Here is a 24,646-nt window from a genome sequence, read left to right on the forward strand (position 1 = left end):
TGAAAATGTTCGCTCAGCGCTGCATGCTTTCGCAGCAATCGAGGAAGCGCCATGTCCTACATTGAAAGCCTTCATGTGTTTGTCCGAGTGATGGAACTGGGCAGCATCACATCAGGAGGTCGCGACCTACGTCTGACACCTGCCGTGGCGAGCAAACGGTTGAAAGAATTGGAAAGACGCCTTGGCGTGCGACTGTTCAATCGCACCACGCGGTCAATGACGCCGACTGAAGCCGGGATCGTTTTCTACGAAGAGGCGAAAACCGTTCTCACGGCGTTGGAGACCGCCGAAGCGCGGGTCGCCAGCTTTTCAAAAACACCGCGCGGGGCAATCCGGGTGACGGCACCACTAGGTGTGGGACGTCGGATCGTGGCGCCTTTGGTACCGGAATTCTCGGAGACCTACCCAGATACAGAGATTCGCATGCGCCTGTCTGACCGAAAGGTCGACATTCTGGCCGACGGCTTGGACATCGCATTTTTCGTGGGAGAGCCGAGTGACTCGACCATGAAATTGCGCAAGTTTGCAGACTGTAATCGCGTCCTGTGTGCTGCGCCTGCTTACCTGTCTCAGCACGGCGTTCCTGAAACACCCGATGATCTTCTGCATGGCGATCACAACTGCCTGTTGCTGCGCTATCCGCGGTCGCCCGAATATTTCTGGTTGCTGAAGACCGATATGGGTCCGCGCAAGCTCGAGGTGCGGGGCAAGTTCGATGCGGATGATGGAGATGTCCTGACCGACTGGGCGTTGGCGGGCAAAGGGGTCGTTAACAAACCGCGGTTTGATGTACGCGAACATCTTGCGAGCGGACGGCTGGTAGAGGTTCTGCCCAATACGCCGCCAGTGTCGACGATCTTTGGCTGTTTGTACCCACACAAGAAGCTTCAGGACCCTAAGGTCCGCCTGTTCGTCGAACACGTCGCCCGGCACAGTAAATCGTATTTTGCCTGAAGTGATGTCCTATTTCTTCACGCGATTGTCGTAGGGTGTTTCACCGAAACACGCCTTGCCGTGCTGTGTGAGTACATTGGCAGAGTTTTGTCGCAAACTTGCACATTGACCGGAGGAAGGCTCTGATTTCTTGCAGTCAGGCAGCCACCCGCGACACACTATACTGCCTGTTTCGAGCGAAAGCGCCGCGTCCACGACAGTGTGCTTGCAAATCAGATGCGGTCGCCGCGAAAGTCGTTCTGCTTTCGCCGTTCAACGCGATGTTTCTTGATCGCGCAAGACCCGAACTCCTGCGCCTTCAGGCTGAACAGGGATCGCTCGGGCGCCGCGCTTTTCAAAAGGGCGGCTCGCAGCACGCTGGTCGCCCCTACCTATCGAGACGGGTCGTGCGGCGGTCATTGAAAGGCCGGCAGCGAAGCCAAAGCCACAGCGCCCACTTCGGTCAAGCAGAGACTGCGCAGCTTCGGTCTTCGTGTCAGCGCGCGGTTTTCCGCGCCTCTGCAAGCGCAATCGTCCGCGCTGCCCTGGCGACCACCGGAGCATCGACCATGCGGCCGTGATGCAGGAATGGTTGACCGCCATGTTCCGCATCGCGGGTGACGATCTCGCGCGCAGAGGCCACGGCTTCGGGAGAGGGCGTGAAGACGGCGTTGATGACATCGACCTGTCGGGGATGAATTGCAACTGCTGCACCGAAACCCATGCGCTGCCCAAGTTCCATCTGCTCTCGGTAGGCGGCCATATCCTCGATCTCTGCAATGGAGCCGGGCGAGCCGATCGGCACGAGGCCAGCGCCGCGCGCCGCCGCAACCATCATCTGAGCAAAGACTGCCATCACCGTCTGAGACGATTCCGCTCCCAGATCGACCGCCAAATCTTCGGGACCGATCATCAGGGTGGCCTGTCTCTCTGGTGCGGCCGCCGCAATGTCAGTCAGCCGTCCGAAGGCCACGGCGCTCTCAATCTGGGAGATGGTGTAAATCTGCGGCGGTGCCCCGAGTTCGCGGAGAATCTCGGCAACCGCGACGACGAATTGAGGCGTGTCGACTTTGGGAACCATGACGAAGTCGACACCGGCCGCAACGCAAGCCGTGAGGTCGGGGACAAGCAGAGTCCAGGGCCGGTTGACCCGGACACCGACTTGCGCTCCGCTGCTGCGCAAAGACGTGACATCTGCCGAGAGACCTTGGCGCGCGGCGTCTTTTTGTTCCGGTGGGATTGCATCTTCCAGATCCAGGACGAAGCCATCGGCAGGTCGGTTCAGGGCAGAGGCGAGCAGACGGTCGTTACCTGCCGGCAAGAACAGCAAGCTTGCAATGCCGGTGAGGCGGTCTGAAGCAATCATGTTGTGGCCTCCATCTATTGCGTTGGCACTTCGACAATGCCACGCGTCACGAGGTCGTCAATGCCATCGCGGCTGAAGCCAAGCGCCTTGAGGATTGCGACGGAATGGGCACCAAGAGCGGGACCTGGGGCTTTGATGACACCGGGCGTGCGTGAAAGGCGAGGCGTAATGGCGTGCATCGGAAAAGACGACATGTCAGAATCAGGCGTTTCAACAATGACCTCTCGGCTGGTCATGTAGGGGTGTCCATCCAGGTCGGCGACGCCAGCGACGATCCCGACCGTGACCTCGGCTTCGGTGAAGAGCGCGACCAGTTCGTCGCGGGGCAGAGAACGCATGAAGTCGGCCACCGCAGCGTCGCACTCTTCGAGGTGGTCGATCCGGTCCGAGTTGGTGGCAAAGCGCGGATCAATGATCATGTCGGGGCGGCCGATGACCCGAAAGACCCGTTCCGCCATCGCTTGGGTGGACGCCGAGAGAGCGACGAAGCCGCCATCGGCGGTTTCGTAAATATTGCGCGGCGCGCTGAGTTCAGACAGGCTGCCCATGCGACGGGGCTCGCGACCTGTCAGCCGATGGTTGGCGATTTGCGGCCCCAAGCACGCGAACATCGGCTCGAACAGCGACAGATCGATGACCTGTCCGGAACCGTCGCGGTCGCGCGCGCGAAGTGCCATGAGTGTTGCGGCGGCGCCGGATTGCCCCGCAATCATGTCGGCAAGCGCCAGTGGCGGAAGCACCGGAGGTCGATCCTCAAAGCCGTTCATCATTGCAAAACCGGACATGGCCTCAATGAGACTGCCGAAACCCGGCCGGCCACGCCATGTGCCGGTCTGGCCCCATCCCGAGATCCGAACCACGATCAGCCCTGGATTGCGGGCGAGCAGATCATCGGGTGCGAGACCTATCTTCTCGAGGGTGCCCGGCCTGAAATTCTCTACCAGAACATCAGCAGAGGCGATGAGTTCACGCGCCACGGCCAGACCTTCGGCGCTGCGCATGTCGACTGCGAGGCTTTGTTTGTTGCGACAGTATTCCTTCCAGAAGGTCGAAACGCCTTCGACACGCCAAGCTCTCAGGTCGTCGCCCTGACCTGGTTTTTCAATCTTGATCACTTCGGCGCCGAAATCCGCCAGCACATGGGTAAGTACGTTGCCAGCGACCAGCCGCGACATGTCGATGACCCTTAAGCCTTCGAGAGGGGCGCGTGCATTCTGTCCTGTCATCCGCTTATCTTTCTGTTGTTGCGGCGACACCTTGCCTTGCCCGGGTCAAACAAGGGAGAATGTAAGATATAAGAATTTGATATGGAATGCGGATGGATATTCGAAAACTGCGCAGTTTTGTAACCGTGGCCAAGCTGGGGTCGATCTCGGCCACGGCAAAGGCGATGCGGATGGCGCAGCCCGCTGTGAGCCAGCACATCAAGGCGGTGGAAACAGAGTTCGGCGCGCAGCTTTTCGAGCGCAAGCGCAAGGGCGTCACCCCGACGGAAGCAGGGCAGGAGGTGCTCCGGCAGATCACGCAGATGCTCGAGATCTACGACCGGGCGCGTTCGGACCTTCAGGATTCCCGCGGCGAGCCTCGTGGCGCTGTGACGCTGGGGCTGCCGACAACAGTCGCGGCGACCCTTTCGGCACAGCTGATCAAACGCGTGCTCGGAAAATACCCGGGGATCAGGCTGCGCATCATAGAGTCGATGTCGGGCCACCTGCGCGAATGGGTCGATCAGGGCCGTGTCGATCTTGCGGTTCTGTTCGAGCCGATCGACGCCGTCGAAACCGCCGGTGAACCCCTTCTGATCGAGGACCTGTTTCTCATCGTGTCGGCTTCTTCCTCTCAGTTCAAGGACCGGGTCACCGTCGAGTCGGCAGAGCTTTCGGCAGTGCCGCTCTGCCTGCCTGGAAATCCCCATTCGTTGCGTGTGATGGTTGATCGTTATGCGGTACAGAACGACATCGACCTTGATATTCGGTTCGAGCTCGATGCCACATTCGCCATGCGCGAGCTTGTTGCCGAGGGCTATGCCAACACGATCCTGCCGCTGTCCCCGATCCGACGCGATGTGGCCGAAGGTCGATTGAAGGCGCTGCGCATCGGTGTTCCGGACTTCGAGCGTCGACTGGTGTTCTGTCGCTCGCCAGTGCACTCTTTCACGCCGGCTTTCGCTGTTGTTCGGGACGAACTAATCGCCACTCTCGATGAGTTGCACGCCAACCACAGCCTGGGCGCGCGGATTGTTTCACGGCGTCGGACAAGGGCATAAAGAAATCTGATATCAAGCAGAAGGCATCTTCTTCTTCGAATGATTGCGTTCTTCGTCCATATCGGAGAGACACCAATATGACGGCAGCGACTGGCATTTCCAGCGCTACCGGGGGCAAGCCTATGTCGAAATCATGTGGGAGTCGCTTTTCGCATTTGGTGAGGTCGATGAACGCGTTGAGATGGGTAGGGAATGGGTGAAAACAACTAGCGCCCCATCATCGCAGCAAAACGTGGCGCTTGGGGAAAAGGCTCTGGGCACTCGCAAGGGATCATGCATTATCCCATTCGGACCTATCGCGCCGGAAAGGTATAGCGCACAACGATGACCAACGCGATTGCGGCAACAACCGGCCTTGGACTGGTCTTCCTAACCCTCGTCGTGGTCTTTGCGGAATGGGGCGCGGGCGATTGGGCGAATGGCTTGCAATCTCTGACCGCACTCGTTCTCCTTCTTGTGCTCGCGCCGCAGGTCAGGCGTGGGCGGCAAGTCTTTGTCGCGGTCGGAATTGTTCTGACAATCGGATTGGCCTTCCAAAGCCCGGATTGGGTGACGTTTGCACGCGTCGGGCTGGAGAAAGCGGCTTTCATAGGTGCCTTCTTCTGCGCCCTCGCTAGCCTTCGCAGCGTCGCAGAGGGTTCCCCCGCAATCCAGAACGCCGGCCGGTTTCTCGCCTTGCAACCACCGGGGCGCCGCTACATCGCTTTGACCTTCGGCGGTCAAGTGTTCGCACTGGTTCTCAATTACGGCGCTATTGCCCTGCTTGGCGGCTTGGCGACTGCCAGTGCCAAAACCGAACAAAACCCAGAGATCAGGCGGCATCGGACCCGACGCATGCTGCTGGCCATTCAGCGTGGGTTCGGCTCCACCTTGCCATGGTCGCCGCTGTCATTTGCGGTTGCGATCACGACAGCGATCATCCCGGGCACCACCTTTGTCTCGGTCGCGGTGCCGGGAATGGTGACAGGGTTTCTGATGGCGGTGACGGGTTGGGCGCTGGATACGATCTTCAAGCCCCGGATTGCCGGTTCGCCGCGCATCAGGCAAGCACCAGAAGGAAACTGGATGTTGATGTCGCCTCTCCTGATCCTGCTGATCACGATCATGGGGGGCATCGGCGGGCTTTACATGCTCACCGGAATCCGCGTGGTGGGACTTGTCATACTGCTCGTCCCGACCGTCGCGATTTTCTGGGTCTTGGTGCAAAGTCGAAGCCAGGGCGGAACGAGACGTTTCCGAAGCTGGTTCAGAGCCTATGTTTTCACCGAACTGCCCGCTGTGAAGGGTGAGGTCGTCTTGCTCATGATGGCGGGATATATCGGAACGGTCGGCTCCGCGCTGCTGGTGCCGGCCATTGCCGCCAGCGGTCTTGATCTTTCGGGCGTTCCGACGTCCCTTATTCTGGTGGCTTTCGTCTTTGTCATTCCGGCCGCGGGCCAGATCGGCATGAATCCCATCCTTGCGGTGACGCTTCTCGTGCCGGTCATTCCGTCGGCCGAACTTCTCGGTGTCACGCCCACGGCGGTTGTTGTTGCGCTGACCGCAGGATGGGCCTTGTCAGGCATGACGTCACCGTTCACTGCGTCGACACTGATGGTCGGAGCCTTTGGCGAAGTTCCAGCACGGCATGTCGGTCTGGTGTGGAACGGTGGATACTTCCTGGTCGCCTCAATCATCGTTTCGATCTGGGTGCTTGGATTTGCCGGACTGCTTGCGTGACGCCTCACGACGCCTTCAGAACCGTGCCCTCCCTGGCAAGTCGTTCGATCTCTACGTCGTCGTAGCCGAGTGTTTCACTGAGGACGTCAAGTGTATCTTGTCCAAGAAGGCTGGGCGCCCGCGAAGGGGATGGGCCGTCGCCATCAAACCGGATTGGCCCCCGGACGAGACGTACATCGCCTTCGGTCGGATGACTGGCGGTTTCAACCAGTCCACGAGACACGACGTGTGGCTGTTCCAGCGCCTCGCCAATCGATAGAATGGGAGCGTTGGGAACATCGAATTTGCTGAGCTGCTCGAGCCAGTATTCACTGGTATCACGGGTCATCCGGTCTTGAATAATGGCTTCCAGCGCATCCCGGTTGGCCAAGCGATTTTCGTAGACCGAGAAACGGGTGTCCTCGATCAGATCGTCGCGACCCAGACATTGCGCGAAGTTGTGCCAGAAGCGTTCCGTGAGGCAAGCCACGATAACATGCCCGTCAAGCGTGGGAAACGCTCCGTATGGTACGATACTGGGATGCTGAGTGCCGACCGGCTGAGGGCTTTGGCCTGTGACGAAGTAGATTTGCGACAGGTAGCCCTGAAGGGCAATCAGGCTGTCCAGCATCGCGACCTCGACATGCCGGCCCTTGCCGGTGGCGTTGCGCTCGTGCAGTGCGGCAAGAAGGCCAAAAATCGAGAAGATGCTGCCAGCCATATCGCCCATGGGAATGCCCAGCTTGTTCGGAGCCTGACCCGGTTCACGATTGACACTCATGACCCCGGACAGCGCCTGGGCCACGATGTCGAATGCCGGCTTTTCGCCAAGAGGGCTGTCCGTGCCAAAGCCCGTGATCGAGCAATAGATCAGCCGCGCATTGTCTTCGCTCAGGCGCTGGTAGCCCAATCCCAACCGATCCATGACGCCGGGACGAAAGTTCTCTAACACGATGTCGCTTTGCCGCGCCAGGTCGCGCGCGATCTGTGCGCCTTCGGGGGATTTGAGGTTCAATGCGATGCTTTTCTTGTTCTTGTTAAGCGCGATGTAATAGTGGCTCAGCTTTCCTTTGAAGGGAGGGAAATTGCGCGTCTCGTCGCCTTTTTCGATAGGTTCGACCTTGATGACCTCAGCGCCGAGATCGGCAAGAACCATACTGGCATATGGACCGGATAGAATACGTGAAAAATCCAGCACCTTGATGCCGGTAAGCGGCCCGGTGTGTTTGGGATTTGCGGAATCGGTCATGAGTTCTTACCTGACTGTCTTGAGATTTTCATGATGGCCGTGGCGCTTGCGACCTGACGGTTTGAACAAGAGACTTCGGCATCAACGAACATTAGGGATCGCGTTGCATGTTGGATTGTTGCGCGTGTTTCCAGAAAGTCACCCGATCGGGCGGATCCGAGGAAACGTGTATCCATTTGGAGCGTAACTATAGGCTGTCGGTCCGCTGCGTTCCACGCGACAAGGGCAATCACCTGATCAAGAAGGCTGGTCACGACACCGCCATGTATCAGGCCGATGTGGTTTTGGTGATCATCTGACGTTTGAAGGCCGTAAATGTGCTTATCTTCGACGCTGGTCGAGCGGAGCAGGGGGCCGATCTTCTCCATGAACCCAGTAATTCGAACGGGCTTCCACCTTTCCGTGCTGCTGTGTTGTATCGTCAAATCCTAGCTCCCTGTCTCGATTTGCAATTCTTGAATTTGATCGCGGACGGCTTGCATGGCTTTGGCCAGTCTCGGAATTTCCTTGTCCTTGAGTCGCTCGGAGATGCCGATTGCCACAATGGATCGAACCATTGCTCCGTTGCTGCCGAAAACGGGAACCGCTACAACTGTCACGCCGGAAATATAGACACCCTGATCGACGGAATACCCGCGGGTCCGGGCGTCGCGAACCTCTTGTCGCCACACATCGAATGCTGGCGGGTGATCCCAGACCAGCTTCTCGAACCGCTTTTGGAGGTCGGATTCATCGTTTGCGTTGAATGCGGCGAAGAGGCGTCCGGTGGCACTGATCAAAGCGGGAAAGCGGCTGCCCAGATCCACCTGCAAGCGGAAAGGCAAATTGGATTGTGACAGCGCCACGACAATCATCTGGCCCGGTTCTGAAAGCTGTGTGGCGATGCTCGTGACCCCGAACTCCCGTGACAACTCTGACAGTTTTGGTTGAATCAGCGTCGAGAACGTATTGCGCTGAAGAGCCGCTCTGGCGATAGGAAGAATCCCAACTCCGATTGTGTAGCGTTTCGTTTTCGAATCGAATTCCACCAGCCCCTCATCCTGCAAGACACGCAGGATGTGCAGGCAGGTGCTTGGCACGAGTGACAGTTCCCGGGCGAGCGGATTGACCCCTACCGGCTCGGGAGATCGAGCGAGAAACCTCAATATAGCAACGGCGCGTGAGACGGCAGGGACCTGCCGTTTCGTTGTCTGTGCGGGGGTTTCGACTTGCATTTCTGGACCTCGTTTCGCCAATTTTCATTGTATCTGTACAACAACATTAGCGTATTGACAATACTTGCCGTCGATCTTTACGTTTGTCAACGAAGCAGATGGCGCCGTCCGGGCGCTTCGGATGCACAGAACTGGGAGAGAGTCACAAATGACCCGCCTGACGGATTTCACGTCTTACGCTGACGCGCAGAAACACTATTCCAAAGAAGGTTTGTGGGAGTTGTTCGACGGCACACGGGCGCGGTTCAACATTGCTCACGAGTGCATCGACCGCCACGCAACAGGCGAAGATACGGCCCTGCATGTGGCGCATGCCGACGGTTCTGACGAGGTCGTGACCTTTGCGGAGATTTCTCGTCGGTCATCGCAGATCGCGCATTTCCTGCGCGCAAGGGGCTTGGGCAAGGGCGACCGGGTGGCCGTGATGATCGACCCATCACTTGCGTTCTATTGTGCGCTCTTCGGCGTAATAAAGGCGGGCTGTGTTGCGGTGCCGATGTTCTCGCTATTCGGCCCCGATGGCATCCGACTGCGTATCGGCGATTGCAAACCCGAGGTCTTTTTCACCAACGAAGAAAAGGCTCCAGAGGCGGTCGAGGGCGGCGCGAAGAACGTGATTGTTGTCGATCTGGCGTTCCTGAACGGGTTGGACGATCTTCCGGTGACTTTCGACTGGGACACCTCTGGCCGCGATCTGGCTGTGCTGCAATACACCTCGGGCACAACCCGCGCATTGCCGGCTGCGGTCGAGCACAACCACCAGTCCATTGTAACCTTGATGGTCGCCGCGCTCTATGCAACGGGGATCCGGCCTGGCGACAGGTTCTTTTGTCCGTCGTCCCCGGCCTGGGGTCACGGGTTGTGGCACGGCACGTTTGCGCCGCTGGCGATGGGAGTGCCCACGGGTACGTTCAGCGGCAAGTTCGATCCTGTGCGTTTGCTCAAGGCGTTGCAGGATTTCCGCATCACAAATTTGACGGCTGCGGCAACGCATTACCGGATGATGCGCAATTCGGGCGCTGCAGAAATCTACACCTATTGCTTCGAGAAGCTATCCTTCACCGGCGAGCCGATCGACTCCGAGACCGCCGCCTATGTAGAGCAAGTCTTCGGCACAAAGGTCCGGTCCATGTACGGCACGACCGAGATCGGTGTGATCATCGCCAACTATCCCGGTGCCAGCGATCTTGAGGTCCGCGACGGTGCCATGGGCAAAGCCGTACCGGGGGTCGAAGTCGAGGTACAGCGCGCAGACGGCACACCCGCCGCGCCCGGAGAGGCCGGCGAGTTGATGGTGAAGAAGCGCGGCGCATGGTTCCCCACCAAGGATTTGGGCCGAGTAGACGAGGACGGTTACTTCTACCACGGCGGGCGTGCAGACGACGTGATCATCTCTGCCGGCTGGACCATTGGCGCGGTGGAAGTAGAGGACGCGTTGCTTAGCCACCCGGCAGTCGCTGATTGTGGCGTGATCGGTGCGCCTGACGCCATTCGCGGACTGGTGGTCAAAGCCTTCATTATCCTCAAGAAAGCAGAGACGTCGGGCCTTGTCGGAGACATCCAGGACCACGTCCGCGCGCGGCTCGCCCGTCATGAATATCCCCGCCAGATCGAATTCGTCAAAGAGTTGCCGAAAACCCCGGCGGGGAAGGTCAACCGCAAAATCCTGCGCGATCAAGAAGCAAAGAAATTCGAAACCGCGGAATGATCCGCGCGTCCCGAAGCATGTTCTGAGGAGTGAAGACACATGAACGACATGACCCACAAGAAATTCCCGAAAATCACACAAGAAGGGCTAGACGACCTGCGTCAGCGTATTGGTGTGAAGATCGAGAAGACGGTGGAGCCTTGGTGCTACGAGGCGACACGCGATAACATTCGCCACTACGCGCACGGCATCGGTGACGACAATCCGCTGTGGTGTGATCCCGATTATGCCAAGACCACGAAATACGGCGACGTGATCGCCCTGCCAAGCTTTCTTTTTGCGACCAACCGGATCATTTCGGGCTATGTCGGCGGCCTGCCGGGTGTGCATGCGATGTGGTCGGGGGCCAACTGGAACTGGCACAAGACGATCACCCGCAACATGGAATTCCGCACCGAAGCTGTGTTGAAGGACCTGATCGAACACGACACCCGCTTTGCCGGACGCGCCGTGCAACAGATCTATCATGTGGATTTCTACGACGCCGCAACTGGTGATCTCGTTGCGGACGCGGACAGCTGGTGTTTCCGCACCGACCGCGACCAGGCGCGCGAAAACGGAACCAAGTATACCGAGGCCAAGGAAAAAGGCCGTCGTGTCTGGACCGATGAAGAACTGCAGGAATTCTACAAGTATTACGAGCAGGAAACGATCCGTGGCGCAGAGACCCGCTATTGGGACGATGTGGCCGAAGGCGATGCGCTGCCCACGATGGTCAAGGGACCGATGACCGCGACCGGCTTCATTGCGTATGCGCAGGGCTGGGGCGGTTTGTATATCCGCGCCAACAAATTGGCGTGGCAGCTTCAGCAGAAGCACCCCAGCGCCGGACCCAAGAACAAGTTCGGCATTCCCGATTGCCCCGAACGTGTGCACTGGGAAGAAGAATTCGCGCTCGAGGTCGGCGCCCCCGGTGCCTATGACTACGGTCCCGAGCGGACGTCTTGGCTGACCCACCAGATCACCAACTGGATGGGCGATGACGGGTTCCTGCGCCAGGCGAAGTGCCAGGTCCGCCGGCACAACCCCGAGGGTGACATCATCCTGATCAACAGCACCGTTGTTCGCAAGTTCGAGGAAGACGGCCGCTATCTGCTGGAGATCCAGCAGCGCGCGGAACAGCAGGATGGCGAATTGTCTGCCATGGGCTCGGCCATCGTCGAGCTGCCCAAGCGCTGAATTCGTCAAACGCAACGGCAAGGGAGGCAAGGCCGATGCTTGATAAAGTTCTGAGCAAACTGGAGGACATCCTGCATCTTGCAGGGTGCCTCGCCTTGGTGGGTGTCGCGGCGCTTATCAACGCTGATATCCTGCTGCGCATATTTGCGAACCGCCCGGTGCAGATTCAATTCGAACTGACCGAACTGTTTCTGATGCCGGCGCTTGCGACTCTATCGCTGTCGCGGGTGTTTCGCGAAGGGGGCCATTTGGCGCTCGAATTCACGGCCAAGGATTTGCCCGGTCTGCTCGGGCGCGCGATTTCGCTGCTTCGCCTGGTGTTGCCGGCGATCTTCTTTGCCGCTGTCACCTACATGTCCGGAAAGTTCGCCTTCGAAGCCATTTACCACGGGGACGTGGAATACGGGGTGATCGATTGGCCGCTCGGTTGGGCCTACTCCGTCGTTCCTTTGGGATGCGGTGTGCTGGTTCTGCGGCTGCTCCACGACGCGCTGATCGGGCGCGCTGTGGTTGAAAACTGAAACTCAATGGGAGGAAATAACATGAAAACGACGAACACAATGCTTGCTGCGGTTGCCGCATTTCTTGCGATTGGGCCAGGGGCCGCGTACTCGGAAACGCTGCGTCTCGGCGATTTCCAATCGACCAGCCATATCGTTTCGATTGAAGGCACGACAAAGTGGATGTCTGCGGTCGAGGACGCGACCGATGGCGCAGTGACTTTCGAGCACTTTCCGTCTCAACAGGCCGCCAAGTCCAAGGCGCAACTCGATGCTGTGAATAATGGCATTCTCGATGCGGCACTCTTGGGCACACCCTATCACGCCGATGTCTTGCCGTTGAATTCGGTAGTAGCCTTGCCTGGTTTCTACGGCTCGGCCGAACAGGGCACGAAAGCGTTGCAATCGATGCTTGAAGAAGGACCGCTGCGTGAAGAAATCCTTGCGTCCGGCGTCACCCCGATATTCGGTTTCGTCCTGCCGCCCTACCAAGTGCTGGCCAAGACCCGTCTTGGTGCGCCGGCTGACTGGGATGCAAAAGATATCCGCACCTCGGGTTCGACTCAGGCGATGACGGCCCGCGCGCTCGGTGGTGTCGGTATCTCGATCCCGGGGCCGGAGGTTTACACCGCTGTTGAACGTGGCCGCCTCGATGCAGTGCTGTTCCCGCTGGCTTCCGTCCCGGGTTACAAGCTGAACGAAGTTGTCAGCCACATTTCCACGAACGGATCATTTGGTGGTTACAGCTTCGTCATGGTCGTGCGCAGTGAGCTCTTCGACAGTTTGCCGGAAGAGGTGAGGTCAGACATGTTGCGGCTCGGCAGTGAGACGGCACTGCATGTCGCGAAAGCGCAGGATGACTCCGTGGCGGATCTGATTGAGGCATGGAACGCCGAAGGCATCGACACCTACACCTTCACTGAAGAAGAGTTGGCCACTGTGTCCGAACAGCTAAAAGCTGTCAGCACCGATTGGGTCGAACGGATCAGCAATGATCGGGCACAAGAAGTGCTCGAAAGCTATCGTGACCTGACCAGCCAATAGATCACGAACTCTTCGAAACATCAGAGGCAGTCGCCGAAGCCGCGGCGGCTGCCCTCACCCCAAGACTCTGTCCGGATCCCAGATGCTGACCTTCTTTGCAATTCTCGTAATCCTGGCCGTCCTCATGACGTTCCGAGTTCCAATTGCTTTTGCAATGGGAATTACAGGTACGCTTGGTCTGGCCGCCCAACTGGGACCGCGCCCCGCGCTCGCGGTATTGGAGCGAACTTTCTTCGATACCTCCGCGTCCTTTATCCTGGTTGCCATCCCTCTGTTCATTCTCATGGCTGAGCTGTTGACGGCAGGTGACGTGACGCGTCGCGCGATCTTGTCCTGCCAGTCCTGGATCGGGCATGTCAAAGGCGGCCTTGCCATGGCAACCGTAGCCGCCTCTGTCCTTCTGGCCGCTCTGGTCGGGAGTTCGACGGCCTCGACGGCCGCGATGGCCGCGTCCGCCTTTCCCGAGATGCGTGCGCACAAATACTCTGATCGGCTTGCCTCGGCCGTGGTCAGCGTCGGCGGCACCCTCGCCGTTGTTGTGCCACCTTCCATCGTTCTGGTCGTCTATGGTGTGCTGACCGAGACCTCGATCGGGAAACTCTTCATTGCCGGGATCATTCCGGGGCTTTTGACGGCGTTCGGCTTGGCCTTGGTCATCAAAGTCATCGCCGAAACGACCGATCAGGCCCCGAAGGGCGAACCCTTTGTGCTCAAGAAGGCCATAAAGCAAAGCCGCCACGTCGTTCCGATGGTGTTGCTGATGATCGCGGTGATCGGTGCGATCTATGGTGGTATCGCATCGCCTTCGGAAGCGGCAGCACTTGGTGTCATGGGCTCTTTGATCATCGTCCTGATGCAGCGCACCTTGAGTTTTGTGCAGTTCAACAAATCAATCAGCGGTGCGATCCGGGCCACGGTCATGATCGTGGCGATCATTGCCTGCTCGGCGATCTTTTCGAACTACCTTGCCTTTACCCGTATCACCCATGCGATGCTCGAGTTCGTTGCGACAACCGACATGCGACGCGAAGTCATCATGATGATCATTATCCTGATCTTGCTTGTGATGGGCATGTTCATGGACCAGCTTGCGATCCTTTCACTGGCCATGCCCCTGGCTTTTCCGACGGCCATGGCACTGGGTTACGATCCGGTATGGTTTGGCATTGTCGTGACCAAGACAGTCGAGATCGGCCTTCTGACTCCGCCATTGGGGCTGAACGTGTATGTCGCGGCGGCACAGACCCGCGTTCCGCTCGGTACGATCTTTCGCGGGATACTACCGTTCCTCTGCATTGAAATCCTGGTTTTGATCCTGCTGCTCTCTTTCCCGCAGATCACCTTGTTTCTGCCTGATCTCATGACGCGCTGACGCATAGGCCCCCTGCTCAATTTCGAACTGACCCCCTTCCTGAAAGGGCACAGGGAAGGTGCGCGCGCCAACAAACGGAGAACAATGTAAACATGAGCATTTTGCAAAGCAGCCTTGGTCCCAACTCTCCGGACTTTGCTGAAAACGCCGCAGCAATGCAGGCGCAATACGCCGAAATGGAGGAACGGGCCTTCCGGATCATGCAAGGCGGATCGGAAGCGTCGCGGAACCGCCACGTTTCGCGCGGAAAGCTCCTGCCGCGTGACCGGATCGTCGGTCTTCTGGACCCCGGTTCACCATTTCTGGAAGTAGGGTTGTTCGCCGCGTCGGACATGTACGGCGACGAGGTTCCCTCAGCCGGCGCGATTGCCGGAATTGGGCGGGTCGAAGGGCGTGATTGCATGATCCTGTGCAACGACGCCACGGTCAAAGGCGGCACCTACTTTCCGATGACGGTGAAAAAACACCTGCGCGCCCAGGAGATTGCCGAGGAAAACCATCTGCCATGTATCTATCTGGTGGATAGCGGTGGGGCGAACCTGAACAACCAGGACGAGGTCTTTCCGGACCGGGACCATTTTGGGCGGATCTTCTTCAACCAGGCACGGATGTCGGCAAAGGGGATTGCCCAGATAGCCGTCGTCATGGGGTCGTGTACTGCCGGCGGTGCCTATGTTCCCGCCATGAGCGACCAGACAATCATCGTGCGCGAACAGGGGACAATCTTCCTCGCTGGCCCGCCGCTGGTCAAGGTGGCGACCGGTGAGATCGTCGATGCCGAAACCCTTGGAGGCGGCGATACGCACACGCGCCTGTCTGGCGTAGCCGATTACCTGGCTGACGATGACCGGCATGCGCTGGCCTTGGCGCGCGAGATCGTGAGCCATCTTGGCCCGGCACCGCGTCCCGCTGTCGATTTCAAAGAGCCGAAAGAGCCGCTTTTCGCCCCTGACGAGATCATGGGTATTGTTCCGGCAAATGAAAAGACGCCCTATGACGCGCGCGAATTGATCGCGCGGCTGGTCGATGGATCAGACTTTGCCGAATTCAAGCCGCGCTACGGCACATCGCTCGTGACCGGTTTTGCTCATATCGACGGTGTCCCGGTCGGAATCATTGCCAACAACGGCGTACTGTTCTCGGAAAGCTCGACCAAGGGCGCGCATTTCATCGAACTGTGCTGCCAGCGCAAGATACCGCTGCTGTTCCTTCAGAACATTACCGGTTTCATGGTTGGCTCGAAATACGAGGCGGGCGGCATCGCCAAAGATGGCGCCAAGCTGGTCACGGCGGTGTCCACTGCTTCCGTTCCCAAGATCACTGTCATTGTCGGCGGTTCCTATGGGGCAGGTAATTACGGAATGTGCGGACGCGCCTTTGGTCCCCGGTTCGTCTGGATGTGGCCCAATGCGCGGATCGCGGTGATGGGAGGAGCGCAGGCGTCGGGCGTGCTGGCAGATGTGCGCCGCGCGGCCATCGAAGCCAAGGGCGGCGCATGGTCGGCCGAAGAAGAAGCCGCCTTCAGGCAGCCTATGCTGGACATGTTCGAGGAGCAGTCCAAGCCGATCTACGGGTCTGCCCGGCTTTGGGACGACGGGATCATCGACCCGCGGAAAACACGCGATGTCGTTGCGCTGTCACTTCGGGCGGCACTGAATGCACCCGTCGCAGACACGAAATTCGGCATTTTCAGGATGTGATGATGACTCAGACCTTCTCAAAGATACTGATCGCCAATCGGGGCGAGATTGCAGTTCGTGTTATTCGCACCGCGCGCCGTATGGGAATTGCGACCGTGGCGGTCTATTCCGACGCGGACGAAAAGGCGCTGCATGTTTCCTTGGCCGACGAAGCCATCCATATCGGCCCCTCGCCCGTCTCGGACAGCTATCTTGTCGCCGAGCGCATCATTAAAGCGGCACAGGCAACAGGCGCACAGGCGATCCATCCGGGTTATGGCTTTCTGTCAGAGAACCCGGATTTTGTCGACGCGGTCGAGTCCGCAGGTCTGACCTTCATCGGCCCGTCTTCGAAAGCGATCCGGGCCATGGGACTGAAGGATGCCGCCAAGGACTTGATGGCGACCGCCGGGGTGCCGATCGTTCCGGGCTACCAGGGCGACAGCCAGGATGCGGATTTCCTTGCCACAGAGGCGGAGCGCATCGGCTATCCTGTGCTGATCAAGGCCCGCGCCGGCGGTGGCGGCAAAGGGATGCGCAAGGTCGATGTGCCCGACGAGTTCACAACGGCTCTGGAATCGGCTCGGCGGGAAGGGCAGGCCAGCTTTGGCGATCCGCATGTCCTGATCGAGAAATACATCACCACCCCTCGTCACATCGAGGTTCAGGTATTCGGCGATAGCCAAGGCCATGTTGTGCACCTCTTCGAACGGGATTGTTCGCTTCAGCGGCGCCACCAGAAGGTGATCGAGGAAGCACCGGCCCCAGGCATGACCGAGGCTGTTCGCCGTGCCATGACTGAGGCGGCCGTCAAGGCTGCGCAAGCTATCGACTATTGTGGTGCAGGCACAATCGAGTTCATCGCTGATGGATCGGGGCCGCTGCGCGTGGACGGGTTCTGGTTCATGGAGATGAACACCCGGCTTCAGGTTGAACACCCGGTGACCGAGGCCATCACCGGTGTCGATCTTGTCGAATGGCAGATCCGCGTAGCTGCAGGAGAACCTCTGCCGTTGCGGCAGGACGACCTATCCATCACCGGACATGCTTTCGAAGCGCGCCTCTACGCCGAGGACCCGGCCAACGGTTTTCTACCCGCGACCGGCAAGCTCGAGCATCTTGCTTTCAGCGATGTCGCTCGCAACGACACCGGCGTGCGCAGCGGCGACGTGATCAGCCCCTTCTACGACCCCATGATCGCCAAGATCATTACCCACGCGACTGATCGAAAGAGCGCCCGGTTGTCCTTGTTGAAGTCGTTGCGCGAGACGCATGTGGTTGGCACCGTGTGCAATGCGGATTTCCTGGTCGCACTGGCGGCTCACGCAGATTTTGCGGCTGGGCAGTTCGACACAGGATTGATCGAGCGTGATCTGGAGCTCCTGGTGACCAATGCGGATCCGGGCGGCGTACATTTGGCCGTTGCGGCGCTTGCTGCGCTGGGTATCGAACCGGCGTCGCGGCATCTGGGCTGGCGCCTTTGGGGGGCGGCGGTGCATGACCTGACCTTTGTGTATAAAGGGGCTCCCTTGTCTTGCCGGTTGACGCTCCATCCGGACGACACGGTGACTCTCGTGCGCGACGGGCACGAGGTCATCGACTTGAGGGAGGTTGCTTTCGACGGTCCGCACTTTTCGGCGCGCAGCGGCCAAACGAATGCGCAGATCAAGGCAACTGTGCGGCTCGCCCACCGGGACGCGGCAGTATTGGTCTCTGTATTGACCGAGGACTCCACTTGCGAATTCCTGCTTCCGGACCTGAGGTCAGGCAGTGCCGCGTTGATCGATACCAGCGACAGCGTGGTGGCGCCCATGACCGGGAGGATCGTCACACTCGAGGTCGCCAAGGGCGACCTCGTAACTGCGGGTGCGCGGCTGGGAGTCATGGAGGCGATGAAGATGGAAACGTCGCTCGTCGCCCCGCGTGACGGCCTGGTGTCAGACGTGTTTTTCGCCGCAGGTGATGCCGTCGAAGGCGGTGCCATTCTGGTCACGCTCGAAGTGGAGTCGGCAGCATGAGGGAGACCGTCAGAATCTTCGAAGTTGGACCGCGCGACGGCTTGCAGAATGAGATGACCCCGATCCCAACCGGGGATAAGGTCGCGTTGATCAATTTGCTGTCCAAAGCAGGTTTCGACAGGATCGAAGCAACCAGTTTTGTGTCCCCCAAATGGGTGCCACAGCTGGCCGATGCGGCCGATGTCATGGCTGGGATCACGCGCACCGAAGGTGTTGGCTATGCCGTGCTGACCCCCAATCTCAGGGGGTTCGAGCGCGCCTTGGCTGCCGGAGCCGACGAAATTGCCGTTTTCGCCTCTGCTTCCGAGGCGTTCAGTGAGAAGAACATCAATTGTTCAATCGCCGAGAGCCTTACCCGGTTCGGCCCGCTGATGCAGGCGGCGAAAGAAGCGGCGTTGCTCGTCCGTGGCTACGTTTCCTGTGCCGTGGAATGCCCCTATTCCGGACCCGTGGCGCCAAATGCCGTTCGTGACGTTGCTGCCGCGCTCCATGAGATGGGGTGCTACCAAATATCATTGGCCGACACGATCGGTCGGGCAAGGCCGAACGAGACCTTCGCGATGCTGGAGGCGGTCATTGATCTGATCGCACCCGACTGCCTTGCCGGCCATTTCCACGACACCGGCGGGCACGCGCTGAGCAATGTCGAAGTGGCGCTGGTCCTTGGATTGAGAACTTTCGACAGTGCCGTCGGTGGGTTGGGAGGGTGCCCCTACGCGCCTGGTGCCAAAGGAAATTTGTCAACGATGGCGCTGGTCGAGATGCTCGAGGATCGGGGATTCCGCACCGGCATTGATCGGGCGCGTCTGGCAGAGGCCGAGCGCTTCGTGGCCCGACTGTCCACCACACCCGCACAATCAAGGGAGGCCGCAGAATGAGCTTCGAAACCATTCGCCTCGAACAGGATGCACGCGGCGTAGCCACGGTCACGCTTGCGCGTCCTGAGAAACACAATGCGATGAACGCCACCATGATCGCCGAACTGACCGCAACTGCCGAGGCGCTGGCCGCAGACGGATCGGTGCGAGCGGTTGTCCTGACAGGTGAAGGGCGCAGCTTTTGCGCCGGTGGTGATCTGGGCTGGATGCGTGCACAGGCCGAACAGGACAGGACCGGAAAGATGAACGAGGCCAAAGCTCTCGCCGGTATGCTTGGTCTTTGGAATGCCCTTCCCAAACCCGTCATCGGGCGGGTTCACGGTGCCGCCTACGGAGGTGGGATCGGGCTGATTGCCATTTGCGATGTCGTTATAGCCGAGGAAGACACGCGTTTCGCCCTTACCGAAACCCGACTTGGTCTCATCCCTGCGACGATCGGGCCGTTTGTCGTACGCCGTATGGGTGAAGCATTCGCGCGTCAGGTTTTTTTCACGGCACGTTCCTTTGACGCCGCATTCCTGATGCGGGCCGGTCTCGTGGCGAGGATTTGCGATCCAGAGGGGATGAACCTCGCGGTGGAGGAAGAAGTGCAGGCCGTTCTTCAGTGCGCACCCGGTGCCGTTTCCGCCGCCAAGGAGTTGTGCCGCGCATTGGCTGGGGCAGACCCGGCAAACTCTGCAACGCTGACAGCCAATGCCTTGGCCGATTGCTGGGAAACACAAGAGACACAGGAAGGCATTGCCGCCTTCTTCGCAAAGGAACCGCCGTCTTGGAGGCAAAGTTCATGAGGAGTTCGACCTCGCGGTACAGGTCCTTGGTCTCGCAGCGCGCGCCTGGCTTGATCGCAGCATGCCGGGCATGGCGCAGGCGCTTCTGGCGGGGAACTGCGTCACCTATCTCCCCGGTTGGCTCTGGCTTGGCGAAATTCTGTCAATCCTGACAAGGAGCGGCCTGAGGGAAAAGGTCTACGGTTCCGCCAGGAAAGCCATCGATGGCACCCTATTCGACGGTGTGATCATCGCCGCGGGCAGTCTTCGGCACGCGCAACACTCTTGCCAGCGATCGACTCAAGGTTAACAGCGGAATTCGGCAAACGTCTTTCGGCGAAATCTCACCTGATCAGTCGACGGGGCTGATAGAGTTTTGGACTCTTGAAGCCCGTATTTTTGGGGACTCTCCAAGTCTTGGGTGATTACCCAGCGGAATCCTGAATATTCGCACTCATTTCCGTGCGTTTCACTCCAACAAGCTCGCTCGAGGCGCGTTTCTGACCGAGCATCAGCATCGCAGGCGTGACGACAAGGGTTAGCAAGGTCGCGATGACCAGCCCGCCGGCGATGGCAGAGGACAGCTCTGTCCAATATTGCGTTGACGGAGCGCCGAAGACGAGTTCTCGTCCAAAGACATCCACGTTCAATCCCAGCACCATCGGCATCAACCCCAGCGCTGTGGTGATCGACGTCAGCAGCACGGGGCGCAAGCGTTGCGCACCTGTGCGCAGGGCCGCGTCCTGCAGAGACAGGCCGGCGCGGCGCAGATCGTTGAAGGTGTCAATGAGAACAATGTTGTTGTTCACCACGATCCCGGCCAGCGCGATAACGCCGACGCCGCCCATGACGATGCCAAAGGGCCGCCCGGTTACAATAAGTCCCAGCAGCACACCCGCGATGGAAAAGACGATGGCGCTCATCACGACGAAGGCCTGATAGAAATTGTTGAATTGCAGGACGAGGATCGTGAACATCAACACGATGGCGGAGACAAAGGCCCCGGCGAGGAAGATCATCGACTCCATCTGATCCTCGGCCTCCCCTGCGAAATCCACTGTCGAGCTTTCGGGCAACACGTCGCCGTCCAGTGCTGCGCGCAGGGCGGCGATCTGGTCGTTGACCAGCACTCCGGGCGCGACACCGGCCTCGATCGTGGTCACGCGCCGCTCATCGATGCGGCGGATCACGCCAACACGCTCGGCAGGTTCGAAAGAGACGAAGTTCGAGATCGGGACAAGACCCGAAGAGGTTGGCACCCTCAGGTTCCCAAGCTCGCTGAGCGAACGGTCGTCATCGGGGAAACGCACACGCACATCCATCTCGCCGTCGGTGTCGTCGGGACGGAAGTTGGTGACGGTTATGCCTTGGGTCAGCAACTGGACCGCCTGTCCCAGCAGGCTGACGTCCGCGCCATAGCGCGCGGCCTCGACCCGGTCGACGATGATCGCGACTTCGACTCCCGGCAGGGGGCGGGTGTCGGTCACATCAACAAAACCACCCAGTTCGTCCATGATGGTGCGCACGGTCTCGACCGCGCGGGTCTGGTCGGCGGGGTTGGGCGCCGCGACCTTGAGGTTCACCGGCTTGCCACCCGAGGGGCCTCCGCTCTCGGTTTCGACCTGAACGCCGATCCCGGCCACGTCGGCCATGCTGCTACGGATGCCCGCACCGATCTCGGCTGCGGTTCGGCGCTGGTCCCAATCCACAAGGTCAAGTTGGATCGTGCCGATGATATCCTCGTCACCGCCCGACGCGCTCAGGATCGAGCGGGAATAAATGCTTTCCACGCCGTCCGTTCCGACCAGCCGCGCCTCGACCTGACGGACTAGGTCGTCACGCTCATAGATCGACAGGTTGTCGCGTGCGCGGATCTGAACTTGCATTGCCTCGGGTTCGATCGAGGGGAAAAAGCTGATGCCGCGCCCAAACTCGCCATAGGTCGCAAAGGCCCCGAGTAGCAGCGACAGCGCAAGCACCACGGTCGTCCAGGGGCGACCCACTGCCAGCCCCAGCAGGCGGATATAGCCGCCTGTCAGCCCGCCGATGCGGCGCGGATCGCCATGCTCGGCCTCATAGAGCGCCGCCTTGGCAGCGGCAGACTGCGGCTGGGCGCGCCCGATCACGCCACCTACAACCGGAATGAAGATCAGCGCCATGAAGAGCGAGGCCGACAACGTCAGGATCACTGTGATCGGCAGATATTTCATGAACTGGCCGATAAGGCCGGTCCAGAAGAGTAGCGGGAAGAACACGCTGAGCGTGGTGGCGGTGGAGGCGATGACAGGCCACGCCATGCGCTTGGCAGCAGCAGCATAAGCCCGGCGCGGGGTGTCTCCTTCGTGCAGGCGGCGGTCGGCGAGCTCGACCGTGACGATGGCCCCGTCCACCAGCATGCCCACCACGAGTATCAGAGCGAAGAGGACCACTATGTTCATGGTCAAACCCATCACCCAGATCGCCGCGACGCCCGCGAGAAACGCCCCGGGAATGGCGAGACCGACGAGGATCGCGGAACGCAGGCCAAGCGCGAAGACGACCACCACCATCACCAGCAGCACGGCGGCGATGACGTTGGATTCCAGATCCGACAGCAGCGTCTTGACCTCTTCGGACTGGTCCTGAAGGTACGTCACGCGCAGGCTGTCGGGCCAATCCGCGCTCATTCTTTCGATGGTCGCGCGCACATCGGCCACCGTGTCGATGACGTTGGCTCCCGATCGTTTGACGACCTCCAGAGACAGCGCAGGCTGGCCGTCGATACGGGCAAAGCCGGTGGGATCTTCAAAGGTGCGCCGGACGGTTGCGACATCGGCAAAGGTGATAACCGTGCCGTCCTCGACCTTCACCGGCATGGACAGCACGTCCGACATGTCCTCCACGAGGCCCGGTACTTTCAGAACAATGCGCCCGCCGCCGTTGTTGATGGCGCCCGCCGCGATCAGCTGGTTGTTGCGTTGCAGCTGGCTGGTCAGCGTTTCAAGATTCAGATCGTAGGTCTGAAAGACCGTCGGATCGATCAGCACTTCCACGAATTCCTCGCGCTCGCCGCCAATATCGACCTCGAGTACGCCGGGCAGGCCCTCGACCTCCTGGCGCACGTCCTCGGCCAGACTGTTCAGGGTTCGTTCGGGCACGGGGCCAGACAGGGTGGCGGTGATGACGGGGAAGAGGGCGGTATTGATCTCGGTCAGGGTCAGATCACGCGCATCATCGGGCAGATCGCCCTGCACCTTGTCGGCGGCTTCGCGCACCTTGCGCAGCGCCTCCTCGATGTCGCCGCCCGGCTGGAATTCGAGCTGCACACTGGCAAAGCCTTCGGCGGCCTCGCTCGACATCTGGTCAAGCCCCTCGATGGCTCCAAACTCTGCCTCCATCGGTTCGAGAAGCAGGCGCTCGGCGTCGCTTGGACTGATGCCGTCGATGCCAGTGGAGACATAGACGAGCGGCAGAGGCACCTCCGGATTGGCCTCCTTGGGGATCGCGATGTAGGCTGCGGCCCCGACAGTGAGCAGCATCGTGAAGACCATCAGCACCACACGGGTGCGCGAAAAAGCGGCGTCGATCAGCGCGTTCATTGATCGGCCTCTGCCAGCGGGACCGGGTCCCCGGCATCCGCGTCGTTTTCGGTCTGGGTGCGAACGGTCTCACCGTCACGCACAAAGCCTTGGCCGACGGTGATGATCTCGGCTGTATCCGGCAGGCCGGTGGCCCATAGTCCGTCAACCTCTGCGGTGACAATCTCGATCCTGTGGAACTTTACCTTGCCATCCTCAACCGTCTTGATGCCGGTCGCGCCCTCGGGGCTGAGCGACACGACAGAGGCTTCGACGAAATGCGCGGTCTCCTCTCGGGTCGGGATGATCACCTCTGCCGAGATTCCGGGACGCAGGCTTCGGTCTGCGTTCTCGATGCTGATCTCGGCGAGAAACGTGCGGGTGTCGGGCGAGGCAGCGGCGGCGACGAAAGCGACGACACCCTCGCGGGTTTCGTCGGTGATGAAAGCGACCTTGGCGCGTTGGCCCACCTCGATCTGCTTGCGCGAGCGCTGGGGAATCTGGATCGAAACAGTGATCGGGTCGCTATCCACAATGCGCGCGACCGCGGTGCCCGCTACGGCATGCTCGCCGTCATTGAGCATCAGTTCCTCGATTGTGCCATCGAAGGGGGCGAGGATGGTGAAATTGGCCAGCGTTTCCTCGGCGGCGGAAACCTGTGCCTGTGCTGCGGCAAGATCAGCCCTGGCCGAGACCACACGATCGACCGTTGCACTTCCCCGGTCCAGCAGGGTTTGCGCGTTGTCGAGTTCGCGCTGCGCACGGCTACGCTCCTCCTTGGCTTGGGCCAGGGCAGCGTCGGCCCGGCTGGCGTCGAGCGCGGCAATCACTTCGCCTCGTGTCACAGCTTGACCCTTTTCGACAGGTAGAGAAACGACAGTTCCTGCAGCTTCCGTCAGGATCTCGGTGTCACGCTCGGGCAGAGCCTGCCCCTGCGCGCTAAAGCTCAGTTGGACGGTTTCGGCAGTGGATCTGCGCACGACGACCGCCGGGGGTGGCGGGGCTTCAGTGGCGGTCAACAGAGGCTCGGCGGAGTCCTCGCCTACGAACCCACTTGCCATCCACCCGACGATAACCAGCAGCAGGGTGCAAGCGATCCAGAACGATTTCGACGCTCCAGGATCGGTCTCATGGCTGATCTCGCGATCTTGGCTGGAGGGGTCATTCTTGTCGGTCATGGGGCCTGTCCGCTTGGTGCTTGTCATCGTAGCGCCGTTA

19 protein-coding genes are annotated in these 24,646 nt (G+C 59.9%); 12 read left to right on the top strand and 7 right to left on the bottom strand.

Features of this window, described 5'->3' with window-relative positions:
• Window positions 1-51: 51 nt before the first annotated feature.
• The gene (locus tag ACTIEN_RS08990) at window positions 52-954 is read left to right on the top strand and encodes a LysR family transcriptional regulator (RefSeq protein ID WP_439522790.1); all 903 of its coding nucleotides are present in this window, start codon (window positions 52-54) and stop codon (window positions 952-954) included.
• 475 nt (window positions 955-1,429) lie between these two features.
• Here the strand turns inward: ACTIEN_RS08990 and ACTIEN_RS08995 are convergent, their stop codons facing one another.
• Window positions 1,430-2,299 carry an HpcH/HpaI aldolase/citrate lyase family protein gene (locus tag ACTIEN_RS08995; RefSeq protein ID WP_439522791.1) on the bottom strand — a complete coding sequence of 290 codons (870 nt, stop codon included), beginning with the start codon at window positions 2,297-2,299 and terminating at the stop codon, window positions 1,430-1,432.
• A 14-nt stretch (window positions 2,300-2,313) separates the two neighbouring features.
• On the bottom strand, window positions 2,314-3,525 hold the full coding sequence (locus ACTIEN_RS09000) for a CaiB/BaiF CoA transferase family protein (protein ID WP_439522792.1): 1,212 nt from the start codon (window positions 3,523-3,525) through the stop codon (window positions 2,314-2,316).
• Between the two features lie 92 nt (window positions 3,526-3,617).
• On the opposite strand from ACTIEN_RS09000, the gene ACTIEN_RS09005 reads away from it, so the two are divergent.
• Both ACTIEN_RS09005 and ACTIEN_RS09010 read left to right on the top strand, forming a co-directional pair.
• A complete protein-coding gene (locus ACTIEN_RS09005; protein ID WP_439522793.1) occupies window positions 3,618-4,565 on the top strand; it encodes a LysR substrate-binding domain-containing protein in 948 nt (315 codons plus the stop codon).
• A 324-nt stretch (window positions 4,566-4,889) separates the two neighbouring features.
• On the top strand, window positions 4,890-6,284 hold the full coding sequence (locus tag ACTIEN_RS09010; protein WP_439522794.1) for a hypothetical protein: 1,395 nt from the start codon (window positions 4,890-4,892) through the stop codon (window positions 6,282-6,284).
• Between the two features lie 4 nt (window positions 6,285-6,288).
• On the opposite strand, the gene ACTIEN_RS09015 is transcribed toward ACTIEN_RS09010, so the two are convergent.
• Genes ACTIEN_RS09015 through ACTIEN_RS09025 form a run of 3 tightly spaced genes read right to left on the bottom strand, consistent with a single transcriptional unit; the run spans window position 6,289 to window position 8,726 of the window.
• Window positions 6,289-7,512 (bottom strand): CaiB/BaiF CoA transferase family protein, encoded by a 1,224-nt coding sequence (locus ACTIEN_RS09015; RefSeq protein WP_439522795.1) that lies wholly within the window; start codon window positions 7,510-7,512, stop codon window positions 6,289-6,291.
• Window positions 7,509-7,880 (bottom strand): PaaI family thioesterase, encoded by a 372-nt coding sequence (locus ACTIEN_RS09020; RefSeq protein ID WP_439522796.1) that lies wholly within the window; start codon window positions 7,878-7,880, stop codon window positions 7,509-7,511. Before ACTIEN_RS09020 ends, ACTIEN_RS09015 begins: the two co-directional genes overlap by 4 nt.
• A gap of 60 nt (window positions 7,881-7,940) precedes the next feature.
• Window positions 7,941-8,726 carry an IclR family transcriptional regulator gene (locus ACTIEN_RS09025; protein ID WP_439522797.1) on the bottom strand — a complete coding sequence of 262 codons (786 nt, stop codon included), beginning with the start codon at window positions 8,724-8,726 and terminating at the stop codon, window positions 7,941-7,943.
• Between the two features lie 148 nt (window positions 8,727-8,874).
• On the opposite strand from ACTIEN_RS09025, the gene ACTIEN_RS09030 reads away from it, so the two are divergent.
• From ACTIEN_RS09030 to ACTIEN_RS09070, 9 genes are all read left to right on the top strand, one after another.
• Complete coding sequence (locus ACTIEN_RS09030; RefSeq protein WP_439522798.1) at window positions 8,875-10,434, top strand: acyl-CoA synthetase; 1,560 nt, start codon at window positions 8,875-8,877, stop codon at window positions 10,432-10,434.
• A gap of 39 nt (window positions 10,435-10,473) precedes the next feature.
• Window positions 10,474-11,613, top strand: a complete 1,140-nt coding sequence (locus ACTIEN_RS09035; RefSeq protein ID WP_439522799.1) for an FAS1-like dehydratase domain-containing protein — start codon at window positions 10,474-10,476, stop codon at window positions 11,611-11,613.
• Window positions 11,614-11,648: 35 nt separating this feature from the next.
• Window positions 11,649-12,134 (top strand): TRAP transporter small permease, encoded by a 486-nt coding sequence (locus tag ACTIEN_RS09040; RefSeq protein ID WP_439522800.1) that lies wholly within the window; start codon window positions 11,649-11,651, stop codon window positions 12,132-12,134.
• Between the two features lie 21 nt (window positions 12,135-12,155).
• The gene (locus ACTIEN_RS09045; RefSeq protein ID WP_439522801.1) at window positions 12,156-13,157 is read left to right on the top strand and encodes a TRAP transporter substrate-binding protein; all 1,002 of its coding nucleotides are present in this window, start codon (window positions 12,156-12,158) and stop codon (window positions 13,155-13,157) included.
• A gap of 82 nt (window positions 13,158-13,239) precedes the next feature.
• Window positions 13,240-14,529, top strand: a complete 1,290-nt coding sequence (locus ACTIEN_RS09050) for a TRAP transporter large permease (RefSeq protein ID WP_439522802.1) — start codon at window positions 13,240-13,242, stop codon at window positions 14,527-14,529.
• 92 nt (window positions 14,530-14,621) lie between these two features.
• Window positions 14,622-16,229: a carboxyl transferase domain-containing protein gene (locus tag ACTIEN_RS09055; protein ID WP_439522803.1), complete on the top strand. Its 1,608-nt coding sequence runs from the start codon at window positions 14,622-14,624 to the stop codon at window positions 16,227-16,229.
• 2 nt (window positions 16,230-16,231) lie between these two features.
• Entirely contained in the window at window positions 16,232-18,226 is a 1,995-nt protein-coding gene (locus tag ACTIEN_RS09060) for an acetyl/propionyl/methylcrotonyl-CoA carboxylase subunit alpha (protein ID WP_439522804.1), read from the top strand.
• Window positions 18,223-19,104 (top strand): hydroxymethylglutaryl-CoA lyase, encoded by an 882-nt coding sequence (locus tag ACTIEN_RS09065; RefSeq protein ID WP_439522805.1) that lies wholly within the window; start codon window positions 18,223-18,225, stop codon window positions 19,102-19,104. Before ACTIEN_RS09060 ends, ACTIEN_RS09065 begins: the two co-directional genes overlap by 4 nt.
• Window positions 19,101-19,892, top strand: a complete 792-nt coding sequence (locus tag ACTIEN_RS09070; protein ID WP_439522806.1) for a crotonase/enoyl-CoA hydratase family protein — start codon at window positions 19,101-19,103, stop codon at window positions 19,890-19,892. Before ACTIEN_RS09065 ends, ACTIEN_RS09070 begins: the two co-directional genes overlap by 4 nt.
• Before the next feature lie 404 nt (window positions 19,893-20,296).
• Here ACTIEN_RS09070 and ACTIEN_RS09075 read toward each other — a convergent pair whose 3' ends face one another.
• Window positions 20,297-23,449, bottom strand: a complete 3,153-nt coding sequence (locus ACTIEN_RS09075; RefSeq protein WP_439522807.1) for an efflux RND transporter permease subunit — start codon at window positions 23,447-23,449, stop codon at window positions 20,297-20,299.
• Window positions 23,446-24,606, bottom strand: a complete 1,161-nt coding sequence (locus ACTIEN_RS09080) for an efflux RND transporter periplasmic adaptor subunit (RefSeq protein WP_439522808.1) — start codon at window positions 24,604-24,606, stop codon at window positions 23,446-23,448. Before ACTIEN_RS09080 ends, ACTIEN_RS09075 begins: the two co-directional genes overlap by 4 nt.
• Between the last annotated feature and the right edge of the window lie 40 nt (window positions 24,607-24,646).

It is taken from the genome of Marivita sp., from assembly GCF_051859345.1.
In the GTDB taxonomy this organism is placed as follows: domain Bacteria; phylum Pseudomonadota; class Alphaproteobacteria; order Rhodobacterales; family Rhodobacteraceae; genus Marivita.